16 protein-coding genes are annotated in these 18,831 nt (G+C 66.8%); 11 read left to right on the top strand and 5 right to left on the bottom strand.

Features of this window, described 5'->3' with window-relative positions; genetic code table 11:
- The first annotated feature begins 79 nt into the window (after positions 1–79).
- Positions 80–370, top strand: coding sequence for a hypothetical protein (locus tag AC1DIQ_RS05375; protein WP_461769858.1), 291 nt, complete (start codon positions 80–82; stop codon positions 368–370).
- A 60-nt stretch (positions 371–430) separates the two neighbouring features.
- Here the strand turns inward: AC1DIQ_RS05375 and AC1DIQ_RS05370 are convergent, their stop codons facing one another.
- Positions 431–1,678: an arsenic transporter gene (locus AC1DIQ_RS05370; RefSeq protein WP_478049579.1), complete on the bottom strand. Its 1,248-nt coding sequence runs from the start codon at positions 1,676–1,678 to the stop codon at positions 431–433.
- 157 nt (positions 1,679–1,835) lie between these two features.
- On the opposite strand from AC1DIQ_RS05370, the gene AC1DIQ_RS05365 reads away from it, so the two are divergent.
- On the top strand, positions 1,836–2,192 hold the full coding sequence (locus tag AC1DIQ_RS05365) for a YkgJ family cysteine cluster protein (RefSeq protein WP_282259992.1): 357 nt from the start codon (positions 1,836–1,838) through the stop codon (positions 2,190–2,192).
- A 29-nt stretch (positions 2,193–2,221) separates the two neighbouring features.
- Here AC1DIQ_RS05365 and AC1DIQ_RS05360 read toward each other — a convergent pair whose 3' ends face one another.
- Genes AC1DIQ_RS05360 through AC1DIQ_RS05345 form a run of 4 tightly spaced genes read right to left on the bottom strand, consistent with a single transcriptional unit; the run spans position 2,222 to position 6,873 of the window.
- Positions 2,222–3,334, bottom strand: coding sequence for an ABC transporter permease (locus AC1DIQ_RS05360; protein ID WP_152153148.1), 1,113 nt, complete (start codon positions 3,332–3,334; stop codon positions 2,222–2,224).
- Positions 3,331–4,518, bottom strand: coding sequence for an ABC transporter permease (locus AC1DIQ_RS05355; protein WP_478049578.1), 1,188 nt, complete (start codon positions 4,516–4,518; stop codon positions 3,331–3,333). The genes AC1DIQ_RS05360 and AC1DIQ_RS05355 overlap by 4 nt, the downstream gene beginning before the upstream one ends.
- Complete coding sequence (locus AC1DIQ_RS05350) at positions 4,515–5,531, bottom strand: HlyD family secretion protein (RefSeq protein WP_121036860.1); 1,017 nt, start codon at positions 5,529–5,531, stop codon at positions 4,515–4,517. Before AC1DIQ_RS05350 ends, AC1DIQ_RS05355 begins: the two co-directional genes overlap by 4 nt.
- Complete coding sequence (locus AC1DIQ_RS05345; RefSeq protein WP_226956661.1) at positions 5,524–6,873, bottom strand: TolC family protein; 1,350 nt, start codon at positions 6,871–6,873, stop codon at positions 5,524–5,526. Before AC1DIQ_RS05345 ends, AC1DIQ_RS05350 begins: the two co-directional genes overlap by 8 nt.
- 169 nt (positions 6,874–7,042) lie before the next feature.
- Here AC1DIQ_RS05345 and AC1DIQ_RS05340 point away from each other — a divergent pair, with 169 nt between their 5' ends.
- The 9 genes from AC1DIQ_RS05340 (at position 7,043) to AC1DIQ_RS05300 (ending at position 18,756) form a co-directional block, all read left to right on the top strand.
- Entirely contained in the window at positions 7,043–7,240 is a 198-nt protein-coding gene (locus AC1DIQ_RS05340) for a hypothetical protein (RefSeq protein ID WP_147433827.1), read from the top strand.
- Positions 7,241–7,587: 347 nt separating this feature from the next.
- Positions 7,588–8,607 (top strand): alpha/beta fold hydrolase, encoded by a 1,020-nt coding sequence (locus tag AC1DIQ_RS05335; RefSeq protein WP_478049577.1) that lies wholly within the window; start codon positions 7,588–7,590, stop codon positions 8,605–8,607.
- The gene (locus AC1DIQ_RS05330) at positions 8,607–10,226 is read left to right on the top strand and encodes an N-acyl-D-amino-acid deacylase family protein (protein WP_121036857.1); all 1,620 of its coding nucleotides are present in this window, start codon (positions 8,607–8,609) and stop codon (positions 10,224–10,226) included. The genes AC1DIQ_RS05335 and AC1DIQ_RS05330 overlap by 1 nt, the downstream gene beginning before the upstream one ends.
- A 37-nt stretch (positions 10,227–10,263) precedes the next feature.
- Complete coding sequence (locus AC1DIQ_RS05325) at positions 10,264–11,706, top strand: serine hydrolase domain-containing protein (protein ID WP_478049576.1); 1,443 nt, start codon at positions 10,264–10,266, stop codon at positions 11,704–11,706.
- 185 nt (positions 11,707–11,891) lie between these two features.
- A complete protein-coding gene (locus tag AC1DIQ_RS05320) occupies positions 11,892–12,890 on the top strand; it encodes a dipeptide epimerase (protein ID WP_478049575.1) in 999 nt (332 codons plus the stop codon).
- 245 nt (positions 12,891–13,135) lie between these two features.
- Entirely contained in the window at positions 13,136–15,367 is a 2,232-nt protein-coding gene (locus AC1DIQ_RS05315) for a TonB-dependent receptor (protein ID WP_478049574.1), read from the top strand.
- Between the two features lie 100 nt (positions 15,368–15,467).
- Entirely contained in the window at positions 15,468–16,445 is a 978-nt protein-coding gene (locus AC1DIQ_RS05310; protein WP_478049573.1) for a hypothetical protein, read from the top strand.
- A 140-nt stretch (positions 16,446–16,585) separates the two neighbouring features.
- Positions 16,586–17,491: a LysR substrate-binding domain-containing protein gene (locus AC1DIQ_RS05305; RefSeq protein WP_282263060.1), complete on the top strand. Its 906-nt coding sequence runs from the start codon at positions 16,586–16,588 to the stop codon at positions 17,489–17,491.
- A gap of 101 nt (positions 17,492–17,592) precedes the next feature.
- On the top strand, positions 17,593–18,756 hold the full coding sequence (locus tag AC1DIQ_RS05300) for an MFS transporter (RefSeq protein WP_478049572.1): 1,164 nt from the start codon (positions 17,593–17,595) through the stop codon (positions 18,754–18,756).
- The last annotated feature ends 75 nt before the right edge of the window (positions 18,757–18,831 follow it).

The following is an 18,831-nucleotide window of genomic DNA, read 5'->3' as shown; positions in this document are numbered from 1 at the left end:
CGCGGGACGGTCGTCCAATGCACGCACGCTCCACATCCGGGTGCCTAAAGTGATGCCCACACCATCGAGGCTGGCACGCGTGAATCCGCAGACGACCGTTTCCCCACCGTTTCCCCGCCGCGCGATGCCCGACAGCTGCCACTTCGACCTGCTGGATGTGAGCGCGCTGCAGGATCCCTGCAGCGGCCGCATCGTTCACCTGTATTCGATGGTGGCGCGCTGCCTGTCGTGTGAGGTGATCTTCAAGGCGCAGGAAGGCGCTGGCTTTGTCAGCAACGCGGCCGCGCGGGTACTGCGTTGCCCCACCGGCTGCGGCGAGCAGTCGCTGAAAGCCGCCACCCTGCGCCAGTGGACGCCGAAAGCCGCCTGAGACGGATGTAGCGTCACGGCAGCCCGACGACACGGTTGCACCGTTAGCGCATCAGCATCGCTACAGCAGCAGCAACGCCACGATCAGCGCCGGCGGCATCACCAGTATCCCCAGTTTGAAGAACTGCAGGGCGCTGACGTTCTCGCCCTCCCGCCGCAGCGCGACCAGCCACAGCATCGTGGCGAGCGAGCCGGTGACCGACAGGTTCGGCCCGAGATCCACGCCGATCAGCAGCGCCGCGCGCGTCTGCGCCGGCAAATCAGCCATCTGCCCCAGTGATCCGGCGACCAGCCCGATGGGCAGGTTGTTGGCCAGATTGCTCGCCATGGCGGCGGCAATACCCGCAGCCCAGCCGGCCTCGCTCGGCGAGGTTCGTGCGAGTGCTTCCAATGCATGCGCGGCCGTGCGGATCACGCCGGTCTGCGCGACGGCTTCGACCAGCACGAACAAGCCTGCCACCAGCGGGAGCACCCCCCAGGCGACGTGCCGAAGTATCGACATGGCACTGCGCCGCTGGCGCAGGCGAACCGCCGCCAACGTGAGCGCACCGGCGCAGAAGGTGGTCAAGCCGAGCGGGCCGTTCATCGCCGAGGTCGCCAGCAGCACGATGCCGGTGAGCCCGACACCGATGGCGCACAGGCGACCGCCCTCGGACAGGGCGCGCTGCTCGATCCGCTCCGCCAGCGGGTGCGCGATCTCACGGCGCTGAGCCAGGCGCAGCACCAGGTACGTCATCGCGATCGCGGCCAGCGACGGCAGGCTGAACTGCCGCAGCCACTCCGGCAGCGAGGGCATGTGGCTGCCGAACACCACCAGGTTGGCGGGGTTGGAGATCGGCAGCACGAAGCTGGCTGCGTTGGCAATGAACGCGCAGACGAACAGGTAGGGCAGAGGATTGGCGCGGGCCGCTTTGCAGGCGGCGTACACTGCCGGCGTGAGCACCACGGCAGTGGCGTCGTTGGACAGGAAAATGGTCACCAGCGTGCCGACCAGGAAGACCAGGTCAAACAGGCGCCGTCCAGACCCCTTGGCATGCTGGACGGCATACATGGCCAGCCAGTCGAACAGGCCTTCGTGACGTGCCAGCTCGGCCAGCACCATCATGCCGATCAGGAACAGGTAGACGTCGCCGCCTTCCGCCACTGCCGCGAGGGCCGTGGGCACGGGTACCAGGCCGGTTGCCACCAGCAGTACAGCTGCGCCCAGCGCCCAGACATGTTCGGGGATCCGCCAGGGACGGAAGATGACACCGCTGGTGGCAACAGCGGTCACTATCCAGATGATCAGGGAGGGTGTGGGGACGTGCATGGAGGGGTTGCTTAGGCACACAGCTTGGCGAACGCGACATCATACCCAGCGGACGAGGGGATCACGCCTGCGCGCCCAGATGAAGCACCCTGGATACGTCGCGTTTGCCAACGCGTTAAAATGGCCCACCGCCGACGCCGTTCCAAGGCCCATCGCAATGCCTTACGCCACCCGCGACGCGATCCAGCGTCTGCGCGACCAGATCCCCACCTTCCGCTGCATCGTGGGGTGTACGGACTGTTGTGGCCCGGTCACCGCCTCCAGCGAGGAAGTGGCGCGGCTGCCGGTCAAGAGCGATGCCGAGCACGCTGCCGCGCTGGCGGACCTGAGCTGTCCCTATCTGGGCAAGCAGGGCTGTGAGGTCTACGAAGAACGTCCCTTGATCTGCCGCATGTTCGGGACGACTCCGAGCCTGCGCTGCCCCAACGGCCAGCGGCCGGTCTACATGCTGGATGAATCGGTGGAGAAAGAAATCCATCACTTCCTGCGCAGCACCCGGCAGGTGCTCATCTAGCAGCGCGAGGCCTCCAGCGAGGCCCAGGATCAGTTCGACCTGCGGGCACCCAGCCGCCATATCGCCAGACCCCCGTACAGCACCAGCAGCGCGAGCAATGTCCAGAGCTCGTGGCTGACTTCACCCAGGCGGGCATCCATCTGATTCAACCGCACCATCAGGTTGATGCCGGGGGTGGTGGGCAGCAGGTGCGCCAGCGCGACCAGCGCCGGCGGCGAAGTGACCGCCGGCCAGGACAGGTTGGCCAGGAAGAACAACGGTATCGAGCAGGCGATCACGACCTGGAACGCACGCTCGCGGGTAGCGAAGAAACTGCCGACGAACAAACCGAATGCCACCGTGGCGGCGATGAACAAGGTGCCGCCCAGCAGCTGCCCGAGTGGATTGCCACCGCGCGGGTAATCCTGCACCCACGCGGTGAAACCGGCGTAATAGAGCAGCCCGAGCAGGCCGATGGCACCGAAGCCCACCGCCATGCCGGCCAATGTGGGCAGATCGAAACGCAGGCGCCGACCCAGCGCCAACCGCCGGGCGCCAAGCAGCACGCCGATGCCCATCAGCAGCGTCTGATGCACGATCAGCTCGGCCACGCCGGGCACGATGGCGCTGCCGTACCCTTCCTGCGTGTTGAACAGCGGCCGCTGCACCAACGTGATCGGCGGTGCCTGGGGTGCCCCCATGAACGCCGCCTGGGACACGGCCGCCTCGCGCGCGAACGCGGTCAGGGCCTCGGCCACGCCGCCGAGCACCCAACTGGCGCGGCCAAGGTAGGCACCGTTGCCCATCAACACCAGATAGCCGTGGCCGCCGCGCAGGACGTCCCGTTCAAGGTTGGCCGGAATCAGCAGAATGCCCTCGGCCCTGCCGGCCTCCATCTCGTCGCGGGCCTGGTCGATGCTGGCCGGCTGATCCACGATGCGTACCGTGTGCAGCGCGTCCACCCGGCGCAGCAATTCCCGACTGGTGGCGCTCTGATCATGGTCGACCACCACGATGGGCAGGTTGCTGGCCACCTGGTGGCGGTAGGCGGCCGGGTAGAAGAACGAGTACAGCACTACCGCGCCGACCATCAGCACGACGGCATAGCGATCGGTAAGCACCGTGCGCAGGGTCAGGCGCAGGCTGTCGACGAAGCGCTTCATGCACGGGTCTCGCGCGGTGCACCCGGCAGCACCGGATCGGCGTTGCGCGCGGCCGCCATCAATCGCCAGCCACCGATGCCACCGGCCACCAGCACCATCAGCAGCAGCGTGCCCAGCGGCCACAGCGAGACACTCCACGGCGCGCCGACGAACTGCTGCTGGGTCTGCAGCTTTACGTAGGCGGTCAGCGGCAGCAGGAGATTCCAGATACGGGTGAACAGCGGCGCATCGACCACCGGGAACGTGGCCCCGGAAAACGCCAGCGCGGTACCGATGCTCAAGCCGATCGCCGACAGTGACGTGCCCATGTCCCGGGTGAGCCCGACGAACAGCAGGGCCACCGCCGCGCAGGCCAGGTAGAACAGCGGCTGCCCCAACATCAGCAGCAGGGCACTGCCGGCGATGCCGTCGCCACGGAGCAGGGCAAGGTAAAGCACCCCAAGCGCACCGTAGACCGAGAACAGCAGCACGTACGGCACGACCTTGCCGGCGATCGCCGACCATGGGGCATCGCCGAGCCATTCGCGCAGGTGCCCGTCACGCACTTCGCGCCCCAGACTGGCCGCGACCGTCAATGCCAGCCCCAGCGACAGCACGGCCGGGAACAGCAAGGGCAGCAGGAACAACTCATAGCTGCGCGCCGGGTTGTGCAGGATGTCCGACTGCACCGCGATCGGCGGCGCGCGCAGCTTGCCCGGGCCCACCTGCTTGCCGATGCGCTCGCCCAGCAGCCGCGCATTCCAGGCGCTGACCGCTTCGACGATATCGCGCACGGCCGATTGGCCGGTGGTGAGGTAGGTGGCGTTGTAGTACGCGAACACCGTGCCCTGTTCGCCGCGCAGTGCCTGCCGCGTGGCATCGCGCGGCACCAGTACGACTGCAAAGACGTCCAACCGGCGCAGCTGCGATTGCGCCTCGGCCAGGCTGGACGGCTGGCTGGCCACGCTGACGCCGGGACTGGCATCGAGCATGCGGGCCAGCTGTCTGCTTTCCGCGCTGCGGTCCAGGTCGACGATGGCGATGGGGATATCGCGCATCACCGAGGCGGCAAACAGCCAGGCCATCACGCCCAGCATCAGCGCCGGCAGCAGGGTGATCAGCAGCAGATCGGCACGATCGCGGCGCAGGTGCTGAAGCTCGCGCTGGAACGACGCCGCAGCGCTCGCCCACACCGGCCGGCTCATCCCTGCGGCCACCCGAACAACACGCTCATCCCGGGGCGGAAGCCTTCCACCGGGGCGACCGGGCGCAGCCGGATTTCGAAGCTGCGCACGTCATACCCGGAGGACTGCCGGGTGGCACGCCACGTGGCGTAGTCACCGGCGGGATTGATGAAATACACCTCGAATTCCGCATCACGATCCAGCGCGGGCACCGTGCCGCGCAGACGGGCGCCGACCTTCAGGCCCCGCATCTGCGATTCGCGCAGGTTCACCGAGACCCACATGCGGTCGATGTCGACCAGCGTGAAGACCGGGTAGCCGGCCGGCACCAGCTCGCCGATATCCGACATGCGCTTGTTGATCTCGCCGGCCACGGGCGCGCGGCCATTGACCTCCTCGCGGGCGGCGTTCACTTCGGCAACCGCGCCCTGCGCCTGGCGCACCTGACCCTGTGCGGCGCGCTTGTCCTGGTCGCGTGCGCCCGCCAGTGCCTGGTCGTACTGGGCGCGTGCGGCATTGGCCAGCTCGCGCGAGCTGCGCGCCTGGGCCAGTGCTTCATCACGTTTCTGGCGGGTCATCACCCCTTCGTTGAAGAGGTTCTGCACGCGCTGATAGGTCGCATCGGCCAGGGTGGCACCGGCCTCGGCACGTTTCCAGTTGGCCTGCGCGGCGCGGATGTCCTCGCTGCGCGCGCCTTCATCGGCTTTGTCGGCCACCGCACGCGCCGCTTCGAGTGCACCGTGCGCCTGTTCCTCCTTGGCAGCGACTTCCGGGCTGTCCAGCACGAACAGCACCTGACCGGCGGCGACCCGGTCACCCTCGCGTACCTTCAGCTCGGCCAGCCGGGCGGTGATCTTCGCGGCCACGTTGATGGTGTCGGCGTCGGCCATGCCCTGCAACTGTTCGGCCGGGGTGCGCCAGGCCAGCCACAGCCCGACCACCACCACGATCGCCAGCACCAGCCCGATGAGGAGGCCGACCTTGCGTTTTTTCGGCGGCGGCGCGTCGGCCGGTGCCTGCAATGTGTCATTCATGCGTGATCACCTCGTCGCCCCGGCGGCGGAATTCTTCATATCGGTCCATCTGTCCACTGATCTCCAACAGCTGGGCCAGCGCCACGTCATATTGATAGGCAGCCTGTGCGCGTTCCACCTGCGCGCCGCCCAGCCCCAGGCGTGCATCGATCACATCCAGCGAGGTGGCCTGGCCCTCGCGGAAGGCCAGCTCCTGCAGGCGCAGGTTTTCGCGGTTCTGTTCGATGCTGCTGTCCAGCAGCAGGTACTGCTGGCGGGCGGTATCCAGTTCGTACCAGGCCTTGCGCACGCCCAGCGTCACCTGGTTCTCGGCCTCGCGCAGGCCGGCTTCGGCCTGATCCTGCTGCGCGCGGGCGGCGCTGATCTGGGCGGGGCGCGAGGTGGGGGAGAGGAAGGTGTACTTCAGGCCGATGCCGAATGCCCAGTCCGGGTCGGTGAGCATCTCGTCGCGGCGGCGGAAATCGTACTGGCCGAACAGGAAGATGGTTGGCTTGAGCTTGGCCTGCTGCACACGCACGCCTTGTTCGGCCTGCGCCACCACGGCCCGCAGCCGGGCAATCTGCGGCTGCCGGGCCTGTGCATCGCGTTCGAAGGTGGGCAGCGCACCGATCGGCGCGCGATGCACGAACAGAGGCGACAGCGGCCGGACTTCACCGCCGCTGCGCAACAGCGTGGCCAGTGCCGCTTTCAGGGTCTGCAGATCATTCAGCGATTTCTGATACTCGCGCTCGGCCTTGTCGCGGGCCACGTTGGCCTGCAGCCGCTGGGCGCGGGTGGCGAAGCCCTCGCGTTCCAGCTTCATCGCATCATCAAGGTGACGCTGCAGCCCATCGCGCACCTCGCGGCGCACGTCTACGGCCTGCTCGGCAAGACGCTGGCCGAAATAGGCCTGGACCAGCTGCACGCTCAGCGACTGGCGCTGCGATTCGCGCTCGGCGCTGGCCTGGTCGGTCGCGCCTGCCGCGGCCTGCTGGGCGGCAGGGATCAACCCACCGGTGTACAGCGGCAACACCGCCGTGACCACCGGGCGGGTGCGCCAATCGCGCTCGGTGAACTGCAGCGGCGAGTCGATACCGAACGCCTCGGCCACCGGGGCCAGCGAACCGAGGGGCAGGGTCAGCGTCTTCTGGAACTGCAGGCGGCGCACTTCACCGGTGATCTCCGGCAGGCGCAGCAGCCGGGTGGCGTCCTGCAGGTCCTGCTTGTTGCGCACCGACGCGTCCGCGGCGGCCAAGGCATCGGAGACCTGCTCCAGCCGCTGGTGCGACTGTTGCCAGTCCAATGCCGGGATTGCAGCGCCGTCGGGCGCGACCTGGGCGGCTGCAAACGCACTGCAGAGCATCAGGGGGAGACTGGTAAGTCCTTTTAACGCGCGCGTTGGCGGCCAATGCCGGCTCACGAGGGGGCAGCTCCATGGGGTGTGACGGCAAGAGGGTAGTGTGCGCCGCGTGAAGTGCGGGTCTTCACACATGTCGGTACCCTTGTTGTCTTTGCCCATCAATGGACTGACCGTGGACAAGCGCTACATCACTGCAGGCACGTTGGCCGTCATTATCTACCTCGCCGCCACAACTGCATCGGCACAGCCCATGTTGGACGAGAGCTGCACCGTGGCCAATGCCCGGGTCAGCCTGGCTGAACTGCATTGCAAAGCGGAGAACGCCAACGCGTGCGGATGCCGGTGGCCGATCGTATCCGGATGCCGCTGAAGTTCGAGATCGGCGGGCGGCAGAGGCCCGTCGACACCATGCACATCCCGGCGATTCCGCCCGCCGAATAAGGCGATCAGCCCGGCATCGATACCGCCATCGTCTTTGCCCCCGTGTGATCTGCGCGCTCAACCTCGCCCCAAACGACAGCGGGGTGGCGCACCGCACATTGACAATTCTCCCATCAGGACGTTTATATCCCATTCGGGATGATTGCCTGCCGCATGGGTCAGTCCTCCCTTGAACGCTCCCCGGGCCGGATCCGCGGGGCGGCACGCGCTTCAGTACGCCATTCAAGAGAGCACGACATGACAGCAGTAAAGGGTTGGCGGCGGTTTTGGCGATGGGTGAAGTGGATCCTGCTGGGTCTGCTCGCGCTCGTGATCCTTCTCCCCCTGGTCGGGGTGGTATACGAGGCGCTGGCGCGCCGCAATGCAGAGGTGGACCACCCGCTGCGCGGCCAGATGGTCGATATCGGCGGACGCCAGATGCATATCGAGTGTCGCGGCAGTGGCACCCCGACCGTGATCTTCGAGTCCGGCCTCGGCACGGGCGGCACGATGGACTGGACCCGGGTGCACGACCGGATCGCCGGCTTCACCCGCGCCTGTGCCTACGACCGCGCCGGCATCATGCGCAGCGATGCGAAGGACACCCCGCAGCGTGCGTCGGCCGTGGCCGATGACCTGCATGCCCTGTTGAAAGGCGCGGGCATCACCGATCCGCTGGTGCTGGTCGGCCACTCCATCGGCGGGCCGTACATCCGCACCTATGTGGGGCGCTACGGCGAGCAGGTTGCCGGGCTGGTGATGGTCGACCCCTCGCACCCGGATCAGATCGCCCGGCTCGGCAGCGTGGTGAGCATCGATGTCCACCCGAAGAAGGTGTCGCTGTTGATGCATACGGCCACCACACTATCGCGGACCGGCCTGGTGCGCTTCCTGTTCTCGCGCGCCGATCATGGCCCACGCCCGAAGGATGAGGCCGCGGAGATCACTGCCTTCTCCAGTGCCTCGGTCACGGGCGCGACCGCTGAACTCGACGGCTTCGACAGCACCATGGACGATGCCCGCGCGGTCACGTCGTTTGGCGACCGCCCGGTGATCGTGCTGACCGCGTTGAAACCGTTCAAGCCCGACGAGCTGAAGAAGATGGGCCTGACGGCGGAGGAGGGCGCGCGGTTCAAGCAGGAATGGCGCACCCTGCATGCCGAGCAGGCAGCCCTGTCCAGCCGTGGGCAGCAACAGATCGTGAGCGATTCCGGTCACTACATCCAGATCGATCAGCCTGACCGCGTCGTGGATGCGGTTCGCGAGGTCGTGGATGACGTGCGTGCGCAGGCGCGCACCGACAAGGAGATGAAATGATGAAGCGCACCCTGCTCTGGGCGGGCGTATCGATGCTGTTCGCCGCCAATGCGGCCGCCGCCGACTATGACCTGGTGATCCGCGGTGGACGCGTCCTCGACGGCGCCGGCAATCCGTGGGTCCGTGCCGATGTGGCGGTCAAGGAGGGGCGCGTGGTCCGGGTGGGTCAGGTCCCCGGGCAGGGCACCCGCGAGATCGACGCGACGGGGCGCTATGTGTCGCCCGGCTTCATCGACATGATGGATCAGTCCGGCGCGGCGCTGCTCAAGGATGGCGCGGCGGAGAACAAGCTGCGGATGGGCGTGACCACGCTGATCGGCGGCGAGGGCGGACCGCCGGTGCCTGCGGCGGGCATGCCGGGCTACTTCAAGCAGCTTGAAACGCAGGGTATCGCGGTCAACTTCGGCACGTACTACTCCTCCACCCAGGCCCGCGTGCATGTCATGGGCGATGCCGCCGGTGCGCCGACCAGCAAGCAGCTGGATGCCATGGGCGAGCAGGTGAAGATCGCGATGGAGGCCGGCGCGTTCGGTATCTCCAGCGCCTTGATCTATGCACCCAGCAGCTTTCAGAGCACCTCGGATCTGATCTCGCTGGCCAAGGTGGCCGCGCAATGCGACGGCTTCTACGCCACGCATATGCGTGATGAGAGCGAGGGCGTGGTCAAGGCGATCGAGGAAGCGATCGAGATTGGTGAGAAGGGCGGGGTCAAGGTGGAGATCTTCCACTTGAAGGCTGCCTATGCGCCGGAGTGGGGCAAGCTGATGCCGCAGGCACTGGCGACGATCAATGCCGCGCGGGACCGTGGCGTCGATGTAGCCGCCGATCTGTATCCCTACACCGCCGGCGGCACCGGGCTGGAAATCATCGCGCCGAGCTGGGTCTGGGCCGACGGGCTTGAGAAAGGTATCGAGCGCGTGCGCGATCCCAAGGTGCGCGAGCGCATGAAGAAGGAGGTCGCCGCCGGTTCGATGCCGGGCTGGTCGAACCTGGTGCATGCATCGGGTGGCTTCCAGAACGTGCGCCTGGCCAACAGCTTCAGTGACAAGTACCGTCGCTTCCATGGCAAGACGCTGGCCGAGATCGGTGCCGAGCTGAATCTGGATCCGGCCGATGCGGCCTGGGACATCGCGCTTGAAGGGCTGCCCAACCGGGCGGTCGCGCTGTATTTCATGATCAGCGAAGAGGATGTGCAGCTCGCGCTGCGCCAACCCTGGGTCAGCATCGGCAGTGATGCCGCCGCGGCGGTGAACTACGGCAGCGACGGTGCCATCGGCCTGCCGCACCCGCGCGCGTACGGCACTTTCCCACGCATCCTCGCCGAGTACGTCAAGCGGCGCCATGTGCTGACGCTGGAAGACGCGGTCCGCAAGATGACCAGCTGGCCCGCACAGCGGATGGGGTTGAGCGATCGCGGGTTGATCCGCGAGGGCATGCGCGCCGATATCGTGCTGTTCGATCTGGACACGCTGGACGATGTGGCGAGCTGGGATGCGCCCGCCGGCGCGCCGACCGGCATCGAAACCGTGATCGTCAACGGTGTGGTGAGCTTCGAGGGCGGCAAGCACACCGGCGCCCGGGCGGGCTCTGCGCTGCGCCACCCATGCCGCGCGCGGTGATCCACGTGCGCGCCTCAACAGACACAGGACACACCTCATGATCCGACACGCCTCCGGCTGGAGTCTTCTCTCTCTGGCGCTCGCCGCCTCCGCGCCGGCACTGGCCGCCGCACCACCGATCACCAGCGCGGAGGATCTGGGCACCGCGGTCTCGGCACAGATCGCCTGCGCCGGCATTTTCGTGGCCAACCGCGCTAAGGCCGACGTGCTGCGCGATGACATCCACGCACTGGCGCCGTTCACCAGGACGGTGGCGCTGGCGGTCGATCGCAAGGCAGGCACGGTCACCGCCTCCGCGCCTGGTACGGCCACCCGGACGGCGTTGCATCGCCCGGCGGTCGGCTGCACGCTGACCACGGGCGACGTGCCGCTCACCGCGCTCAAGGCCCAGGCGGCCCAGCTCACGCCACTATCGCCACTGGCGGCGCGGCCGTGGCCGCAGGGCGACCGCCCGGTGCCGGCGCTGCAGGCCGCCGCAGAAGCGAAGCTCGACCGTGCCGCACTGGACGCGGCCGTGAGTGCGGCCTTCGATGAGCAGAACGTGGGCGGTTACCCGGACACCCGTGCGATCGTGGTGGTGCAGGGTGGGGCGATCGTTGCCGAGCGTTACGCGCCCGGCTTCAACCAGAACACCCGCATGCTGGGCTGGTCGGCCACCAAAAGCATCATGGGCACGCTGGTTGGCCTGCTGGTGGATGACGGCGTGCTCAAGCTGGATGACCCCGCCCCGGTGCCGGAATGGAAGGGCGAAGGCGATCCACGTGGCGCGATCACGCTGCGCCAGCTGCTGACGATGTCGAGCGGGTTGGCCTTCGTCGAGAGCTACAAGCCCGGCAACGAATCGATCAAGATGCTGTTCGAAGCCGGTGACATGGGCGCGCTGGCCGCCGCGATGCCGCTTGAACATGCGCCAGGCACGCACTGGAGCTATTCCTCGGGCACGACCAACATCCTCTCGCGGATCGTCTTCGAGGCCACCGGCGGCACTCTGGAGGGCATGACCCGATTTGCACAGACACGGTTGTTCGAGCCGGCCGGCATGCGCAGCGCGCTGATCGAGCCGGATGAGTCCGGTGTGCTGGTCGGCAGCTCCTATGGATATGCAACGGCGCGGGATTGGGCACGCTATGGGCTGCTGCATCTGAACCACGGCGAGGCCGGTGGCAAGCGGCTGCTGTCGCCGGAATGGCTCCAGTTCGCGATGACGCCCACGCCGGCATCAACGCGCCCCTCCTACGGCGCGCAGCTGTGGTTGAACCGGCCCGCGGCTGCAGAAGAAGGTCGAAAGGTGCTGCAGGACGTGCCACCCGATGCCTTCATGGCGATGGGCCACAACCATCAGATCATGGCGGTGATTCCTTCGCAGGATGCGGTGATCGTGCGTCTGGGCTGGACGCCGGAAGGGCAGAAGTTCGACTGGAACAAGTATCTGTCGCAGATCGCGGCCGCACTTGCACCGGCCCCGGCACCTGCGAAGTAATCCGTAACGCGTCACGAGGGAGGGGGCGCCGGACACGGCGCCCATTGACAGTTCTCTTTCCGGAGAACTAATGTCTCAATGTGAGAATTACTCACCTTGAGGCAGGGAAACCAGATGTACTCGATCAAGCTGTTGGCAACGCCCGCTGTGGCGCGTGACGTGGTCGCATCCGGAGTGAACGCCTGATGGCCCGCCTCACCCTCGGCATCGCGGTTGACGCGCTGCGCCTGGCCGCGCCGTTCCGCATCGCCAGCCACGTCTTCGACAGTCGGCTGGCCTGCCTTGTCACCCTGGATGACGGCACGCACATCGGCCGCGGTGAGGCGACCGGCGTCTATTACCTGGGCGAAGACATCGAGACCATGCGCATCCAGCTCGAAGCGGTGCGTGATGCCATCGAGGCACACCCCACGCGCGAGGAACTGCGCACGATCCTGCCAGCCGGTGGCGCACGCAACGCGGTGGATGCCGCCCTCTGGGAGCTGGAGTCCAAGCAGGCGGGCAAGCCCGTCTGGGCGCTTGCCGGGCTGCCCCCGCCGCGGCCGCTCCCCACGACCTTCACGGTCGGCGCCGATGAGCCCGCGGCCATGGCGGCCGCCGCCGTCGCGTATCGCCAGGCGCGTTCGATCAAGGTCAAATTGACCGGTGATCTCGACCTGGACATCGCACGCGTCGCAGCGATCCGTGCCGTGCGCCCCGAGGTATGGCTGGGGGTCGATGCCAATCAGGGTTACCAGGTTGGCGATCTCGAGCGGCTGGTGGCTGCGATGGTGGACGCCGATGTGGCGCTGATCGAACAGCCACTGGCCCGCGGGCGCGAGGCCGATCTGGATGGATTCGTGTCGCCGATTCCTCTGGCCGCCGATGAAAGCGCGCTCACCCTGGCCGATGTCGACGGCCTGAAGGGTCGCTTCAACGTATTCAACATCAAGCTCGACAAATGCGGCGGCCTGACCGAGGCGCTGCTGATCGCCGCCGCGGCACGCGAGGCCGAGCTGGGCGTCATGGTCGGCTGCATGGTCTGCAGCAGCCTGGGCGCTGCGCCGGGCTTCGTGGTCGGGCAGTTGTGCGATCTCGTCGACTTGGACGGGCCCACGTTCCTCAAGCAGGACCGCACCCCCGGGGTGCTCTATCGCGACGGCACGATCTGGTGTGAAGAAGCGGTCTGGGGCGCTGGACGCTGAGGTTCGGGGCGCGCCTGGCGCATGAATTCATGTCAATGCTGCGACGCAGGATTGACAGTTCTCTGAACAGGACTATTGTGTCCTACATGGGCTTACACATAGCCATTCATCCCAGGAGCGTCACTGCCAGGCCGGCCCCCACCCCAGCACGACGGGGTGCCCTGACTGCCGCATTCCGTGCCCATTGCCGTCGGCGTCCAGCTTCGCTACCGAGGTCTCATCACATGAGTCACTGTTCGCTCCGAATGAACGCGTTGTCGCTGGCCTGCACTGGAGGCATCCTGGCCCTGGGCTGCAGCGCCACGGCACTGGCACAGGTCGCCGCCGAGAACCCCAACCGCGACGACGTACATACGTTGGGCACCGTGACCGCGACCGCGCAGAAACGCGTGGAGGTGGTCACCGATATCCCGATGTCGATCAGCGTCATCAGCGAAGAGCAGCTCGACCGCCTCCAGGTCAACAACATGAATGACCTGGCCGGGCTGGTTCCCGGCCTGCAGATCACCAGCCTCGGTGCGCCGGGCCGCTCGACGATCTCGATCCGCGGCATCACCCCGATGGGCAACACCGCCGCGACCTCGATCTACGTCGACGACGTGCCGCTGACCGCCAATGGCTCACTGTCCGGCGCCACCTCCGGCATGTTCGACCTGCTGCCGTACGACGTGCAGAACGTGGAAGTGCTGCGCGGCCCGCAGGGCACGCTGTACGGTGCCAGTGCACTGGGCGGCGTGGTCAAATACGTGACCAAACGGCCGGACCTGGAGTACTTCTCGGGCCGCGCCGGCGCCACGATGCGCGTTGTCGACGATGGCGGCCGGGTGGGCCATTCCGAGCGCGCCGCCGTCAATGTGCCGCTGGTGAAGGGTCAGCTGGCCCTGCGCGCCAGCTACGCCGAGCAGACCAGTCCGGGCTGGATCGACAACAGCGTCCTGCATCGCCGCGACACCAACGATGTGTACCAGAACGCCGGCCGCCTTTCGCTGCTGTGGAAGGCCTCCGATACGGTGGACGTGCTGCTCACCGCGATGCGCCAGGAAAACAAGGGCGACAATTTCGCGACGGTCGCGCTCGACCCGGCCACCTTCAAGCCGAAGCTGCCCGGTTACTCGAACGAGTATCTGTTCCTGCAGCCGAGCACGATCAAGTACGACGTGTACGGCCTGACGGTGGACTGGGATCTGGGCTGGGCCGACTTCACTTCCGCCAGCAGCTGGATGAAATCCAACTCCTGGCGCCTGCAGGACCAGTCGGTGGAGTACATCCCGTTGCTGGGCCAGAAGCCCGGCGTGGGCCCGGTGATGGCATACGCCGGCCTGGACACGGATATCGAACTGAAGAAGTGGACCCAGGAATTCCGCCTGACCTCCAAGGGCGACAGTCGCCTGCAATGGCAGCTTGGCGCGTTCTATACCGATGAAGATGCCGCCTACATCGAGCGCGGCAGTGCATTGAGCCCGGCGTTCAATCCGGTGCTTGATCTGTTCACCGCCTCGGTGCTGACCACGTATAAAGAGAAGGCGCTGTTCGGCAATGCCACCTGGAAGTTCACCGACCGCTTCGATCTGGCCCTGGGCGTGCGCCATGCGCGCAATGACCAGCAATTCCGCCAGACCCTCGGCGGTCCGCTGGGCGGTGACGGGGTGCAGCGGATCACCGACTCTTCGGAAAGCGTGACCACCTGGAGCGCCAGCCCGCGCCTGTTCCTGGGCGAAGACACCATGGCCTACGTGCGCGTGGCCACCGGCTACCGCGCCGGCAGCCCGAATCCCATCCTGCCGGCCGCCCCGGAGGTGCCGTCGCAGGTCAAGTCGGACACGTTGATCAACTACGAAGCCGGCCTGAAGAGCCACTTCTGGGATCGTCGTGCGCTGGTGGAAGTGGCGGCATTCCGGATCGACTGGGATGACATCCGCTTGAACCTGCTCACGGCGCAGGGCATCTCCTATGGCGTCAATGGCGGCGAAGCACGCAGCCAGGGCGTTGAATTCACCGGCGCGCTGATGCCCGTCGACGGCCTGCGCCTGAGCGGCAGCCTGACCTACACCGACGCGAAGCTGACCGCGCCGATTCCCCCGGCGCGCCCGGGCGGCCCGAACCAGGCCGAATCCGGTGCCCAGCTGCCGCAGGTGCCCGAGTGGGCCGGCAGCCTGCAGGCCGACTACCAGTTCCCGACGAGCGGCGAATGGGGCTGGAGCGTCGGTGGCGCGCTGCGCTATTACGGCGAGCGTGCGGCATCGGTGGCGGCGACGCAGTCCTTCGACCTGCCCAGCTACACCACCGTTGACCTGACTGCCGAAGTGAGCAGCCAGAACACGACGGTGCGCTTCTTCGTCACCAACCTCACCAACAAGGACATCTACGTGGCGGCCGGCAGGACGATTCCTGCCGCCGGCGCGCAGCAGTACCGCCGCTGGAATGCGGTGATGATGCAGCCGCGGACCGTGGGTGTGTCGCTCGATTACAGCTTCTGATCGAGCGGGGCAGGGCGGCGCGGCACCTTCCCGGTGCCGCGCTGGCCGACAACGCCACGAAGGCCTGCAACGCGGGCCGATACGCGTCGCCGAAGCGGATATGCTTGCACGGGTCCGCCCCAAACCCGCAGGCCGCAGCGCGATGCGTTTCAGACTGGATTCCCTCCTGCGTTCCGCCGCACTGCTGGTGTGTGCGGCGCCGCTGTTGACGGCATGTGCCCGGACCAACAGGGAAACCGTGCTTTCCTCGGACACGCTGAAGGTCGTGGCCGTGACCGAAAGCCGACTGGACATCAACGTCAGCAAGTATCAGCACTACACGACGTACGTGCTGTACGTGGACGGCAACAGGCTGTCCGACCAAGGATTCTCGGCGCTCCTGCAGGATCCTGAAGCGGCGGGCGATCAGTTCGTGCATACCGATGCCGTGGTGCTGGACGAAGACGCGGTGCTGATCGCCTCGCATAACCGTGACGGGTCACGCTGCTGGACGACGCGGCTCGTCGCACGCAATGGCACGCCGACGCTGGACACGATCATGAAAGGGACCGCCGACTGCAGCCTCCGCCCGGCAGCGCCGGGCTGGCGGGCGCTTTACAGAGATCCCGGCGATCTGATCCTGGTCCGTGAGCGGCCCTTCCAGGTCCATCCCATCGCGGGGTACTGGTACGCGCTGTGGATCGACGGCGACACCGTTGCCCTGTACCGGAAGGACCGGGACCATGAGCGCCTCGTCGTCAGGCTGGCACGGATTTCTTCGGATACCCCGCTCGCCGAGCAGACCCTGCCGATGCAGACCTATGCGGAACCCGACCTGCTGCATGCCCCGCCCGAGCAGCGACGGCAATGGCTGTTCGACAACTTCACGGTCTCCACGGGCGCCTCTCCCTCGATCGCGCTGCGTTCGGACCATCGACTCGACACGATCACGCCCGAGGTATGGGCGGAGTATCAGGAAATCGAGCGGCAGAACAAGGAACGGGATGCCCAGGCACGTGCCGCCGGGGATGCCTGGATCGAGGCCCAGCGCCGGGAGCTGATCGAAGCTGACGCGACGGAGCGCGACGCCACGAAGTAACGCTGTCCGGCCCCTCGTCGATGATGGCTGACGAGCAGCAGCATCATGACCAGCCCCTCCCGCAGGCGCGTTCTGGCCAATGTAGCGATTTGGTATGTTGAACACCCTCAATCCCGGTATTCAAGAGGTCTGGTGTTTCAGTGATAGAGACCCGCCTGCTCCAACAGTTCATTGCCGTGGCCGAGGAGCTGCACTTCAATCGCGCCGCCGAGCGGCTGCACATGGCGCAGCCGCCGCTGAGCCAGGCCATCCGCAAGCTGGAGGCCGCCGTCGGAGCGCCGTTGTTCGAGCGCACCCCTCGCAGCGTCGCGTTGACACCGGCGGGCGCTGCCTTTCTTGAAACCGCGCGCCGTACCGTGCAGTCGCTGGAGGACGGCGTAGCGCAGACGCGCCGCGTGGCCCAGGGCATGGAGGGCCATCTGACCCTGACCTTCATCAACATCGCCCCATATGCCTCGTTGCTGCAGGCGCTGCGCCGCTTTCGAGAGCGCAACCCGGGCATCGCCTTCACGATGCGGGAGGCCACCACCCAGGAGCAGGTCAACGCCCTGGAGCAGGGAGAGGTGGATATAGGCTTCATGCGGACACCGGGCACCACGACGCCGCACCTGCGCATGCAAAGGCTGCTGAGCGAACGGATCTGCGTCGCGCTGCCGGCCGGTCATCCGCTGGCGGCGAAGGCGCGCATCGACCTGGCATTGCTCAGCAACGAAGCGTTCGTCGCCTCGCCCCGGACACTCGGCAAAGGATTTCATGACCAGCTGATCGGCCTGTGCCAGACAGCCGGGTTCGTGCCCGACATCGTGCAGCACGGCCGGCAGATGCAGACCTTGATTGCATTGGTGGCTGCGGGGTTCGGTATCGCGCTGCTGCCCGCTTCGCTGGCGACGGAAACGCGCGAGGACGTTGTGTTCCGGCCGCTCCAGGTGGATGCGGCCGAGGACGTGTCACGGCTGGACCTGTTCATGGCGTGGAACGAGACCCGGACCTCAGCGATCCGCGACCGGTTGATACAGGCAGTCCTGCAGACCCTTACTCTGCCTTGAGGTGACAGGACGCGCGGCGTCTTGCTGCGGTATGTAAACCGTCCTTCACCCGCACAGGGCGAGGCACTAGGCTTGCGCAGCTCTGCTGTATAGGACCTGCGATGCCTGCTGCTATCTATGTGTTTTCCCTGTGCGCGTTCGCGTTCGGGCTCTCCGAGTTCGTGGTCGCCGGATTGCTGACCACGATTGCCGATGACCTGGGGGCGCGGATATCCCTCGTCGGCACGGCCATTGCCGCCTATGCACTGGGCGCGGCCATCGGCGCACCGTTCATCACCGCCCTGGTCGCGCACTGGCGGGACCGGCAGATCCTGCTGCTGGCCACGGCATTGCTCGGGCTGGGCAGCCTGCTGATGAGCGCCTCGCCCAATCTGATCACACTGCTGGCCATCCGCTTCGTGGTCGGCCTCGGCCACGGGGTCTTCATGGCGGTCGCCTCCGACGCGGCGACCCGGCTCGTGGACCCGCAGCGATCCGGCCGGGCGCTGTCGGTTGTGTGGATCGGGTTGACCCTCGCGCTGGCGTTCGGCGTTCCGATCGGCACGTACCTGGGCAGTTTCTGGTCGTGGCGCGTGGTCTTCCTGTCCATCGGCGTCCTCAGCGTGGTCGGCATGCTGGGCCTGGCGTTGTGCATGCCGAGGGGGGCTGCCCGCTCGGCCTCGTCCCGCGGCGGCGCATTGAAGGGCATCCAGGCCATCATCCATCCCCAGCTGCTGGCGACGGCCGGGATCGGCGCGCTGGTGAGCGTCGCGACGTTCTCGTTCTTCACCTTCGTCTCGCCGTACCTGCAGCAGATCACCGGTGTGGGCGTGCAGTGGCTGAGCCTGGGCATGCTGTTGTTCGGCGTCTGTGCGATCGCAGGCAATCTGCTCGGGGGCGCGCTGGGCGATGCGATGGACGGGGAGCGCAGCCTTCAGGTGGCGCTGGTCGCGTTGGCGTTGAATCTGCTCGGGCTCTACGTGTTCGCCAGCATGCCGGCCATGATGATGCTGCTGATCGGTACGCTCGGCATCTGTTTCTTCTGCATCGTGACCCTGCTGACACTGCGTCTGCTCAAGCAGGCGCAGCGCTTGGTTCCCGCCTACAGCCCGGTGGCGGCGGGGTTGAACATCGCTTCCTTCAACCTGGGCACCGCGCTTGGGGGCGCCATGGGCAGCCTTACGATCAGCTATGCAACGTTGGCCTCGGTACCGCTGACAGGGGCCGTGGCCGCGGTACTGGCGGGCACCGTGTTGTATCGCCTCGCTCGCCGCAGACACTCATAAGGTGTACTGGCGCGCCCATCATTGATGTCCCAGAAATGGCGACGGGAGGATTGCAGCTGCCCGGTGGGAATCACC

It is taken from the genome of Stenotrophomonas sp. 05L413 (assembly GCF_056397945.1).
Note: the sequence above shows the minus strand (reverse complement) of the source record. Positions and strands in the feature narration are given on the sequence as shown.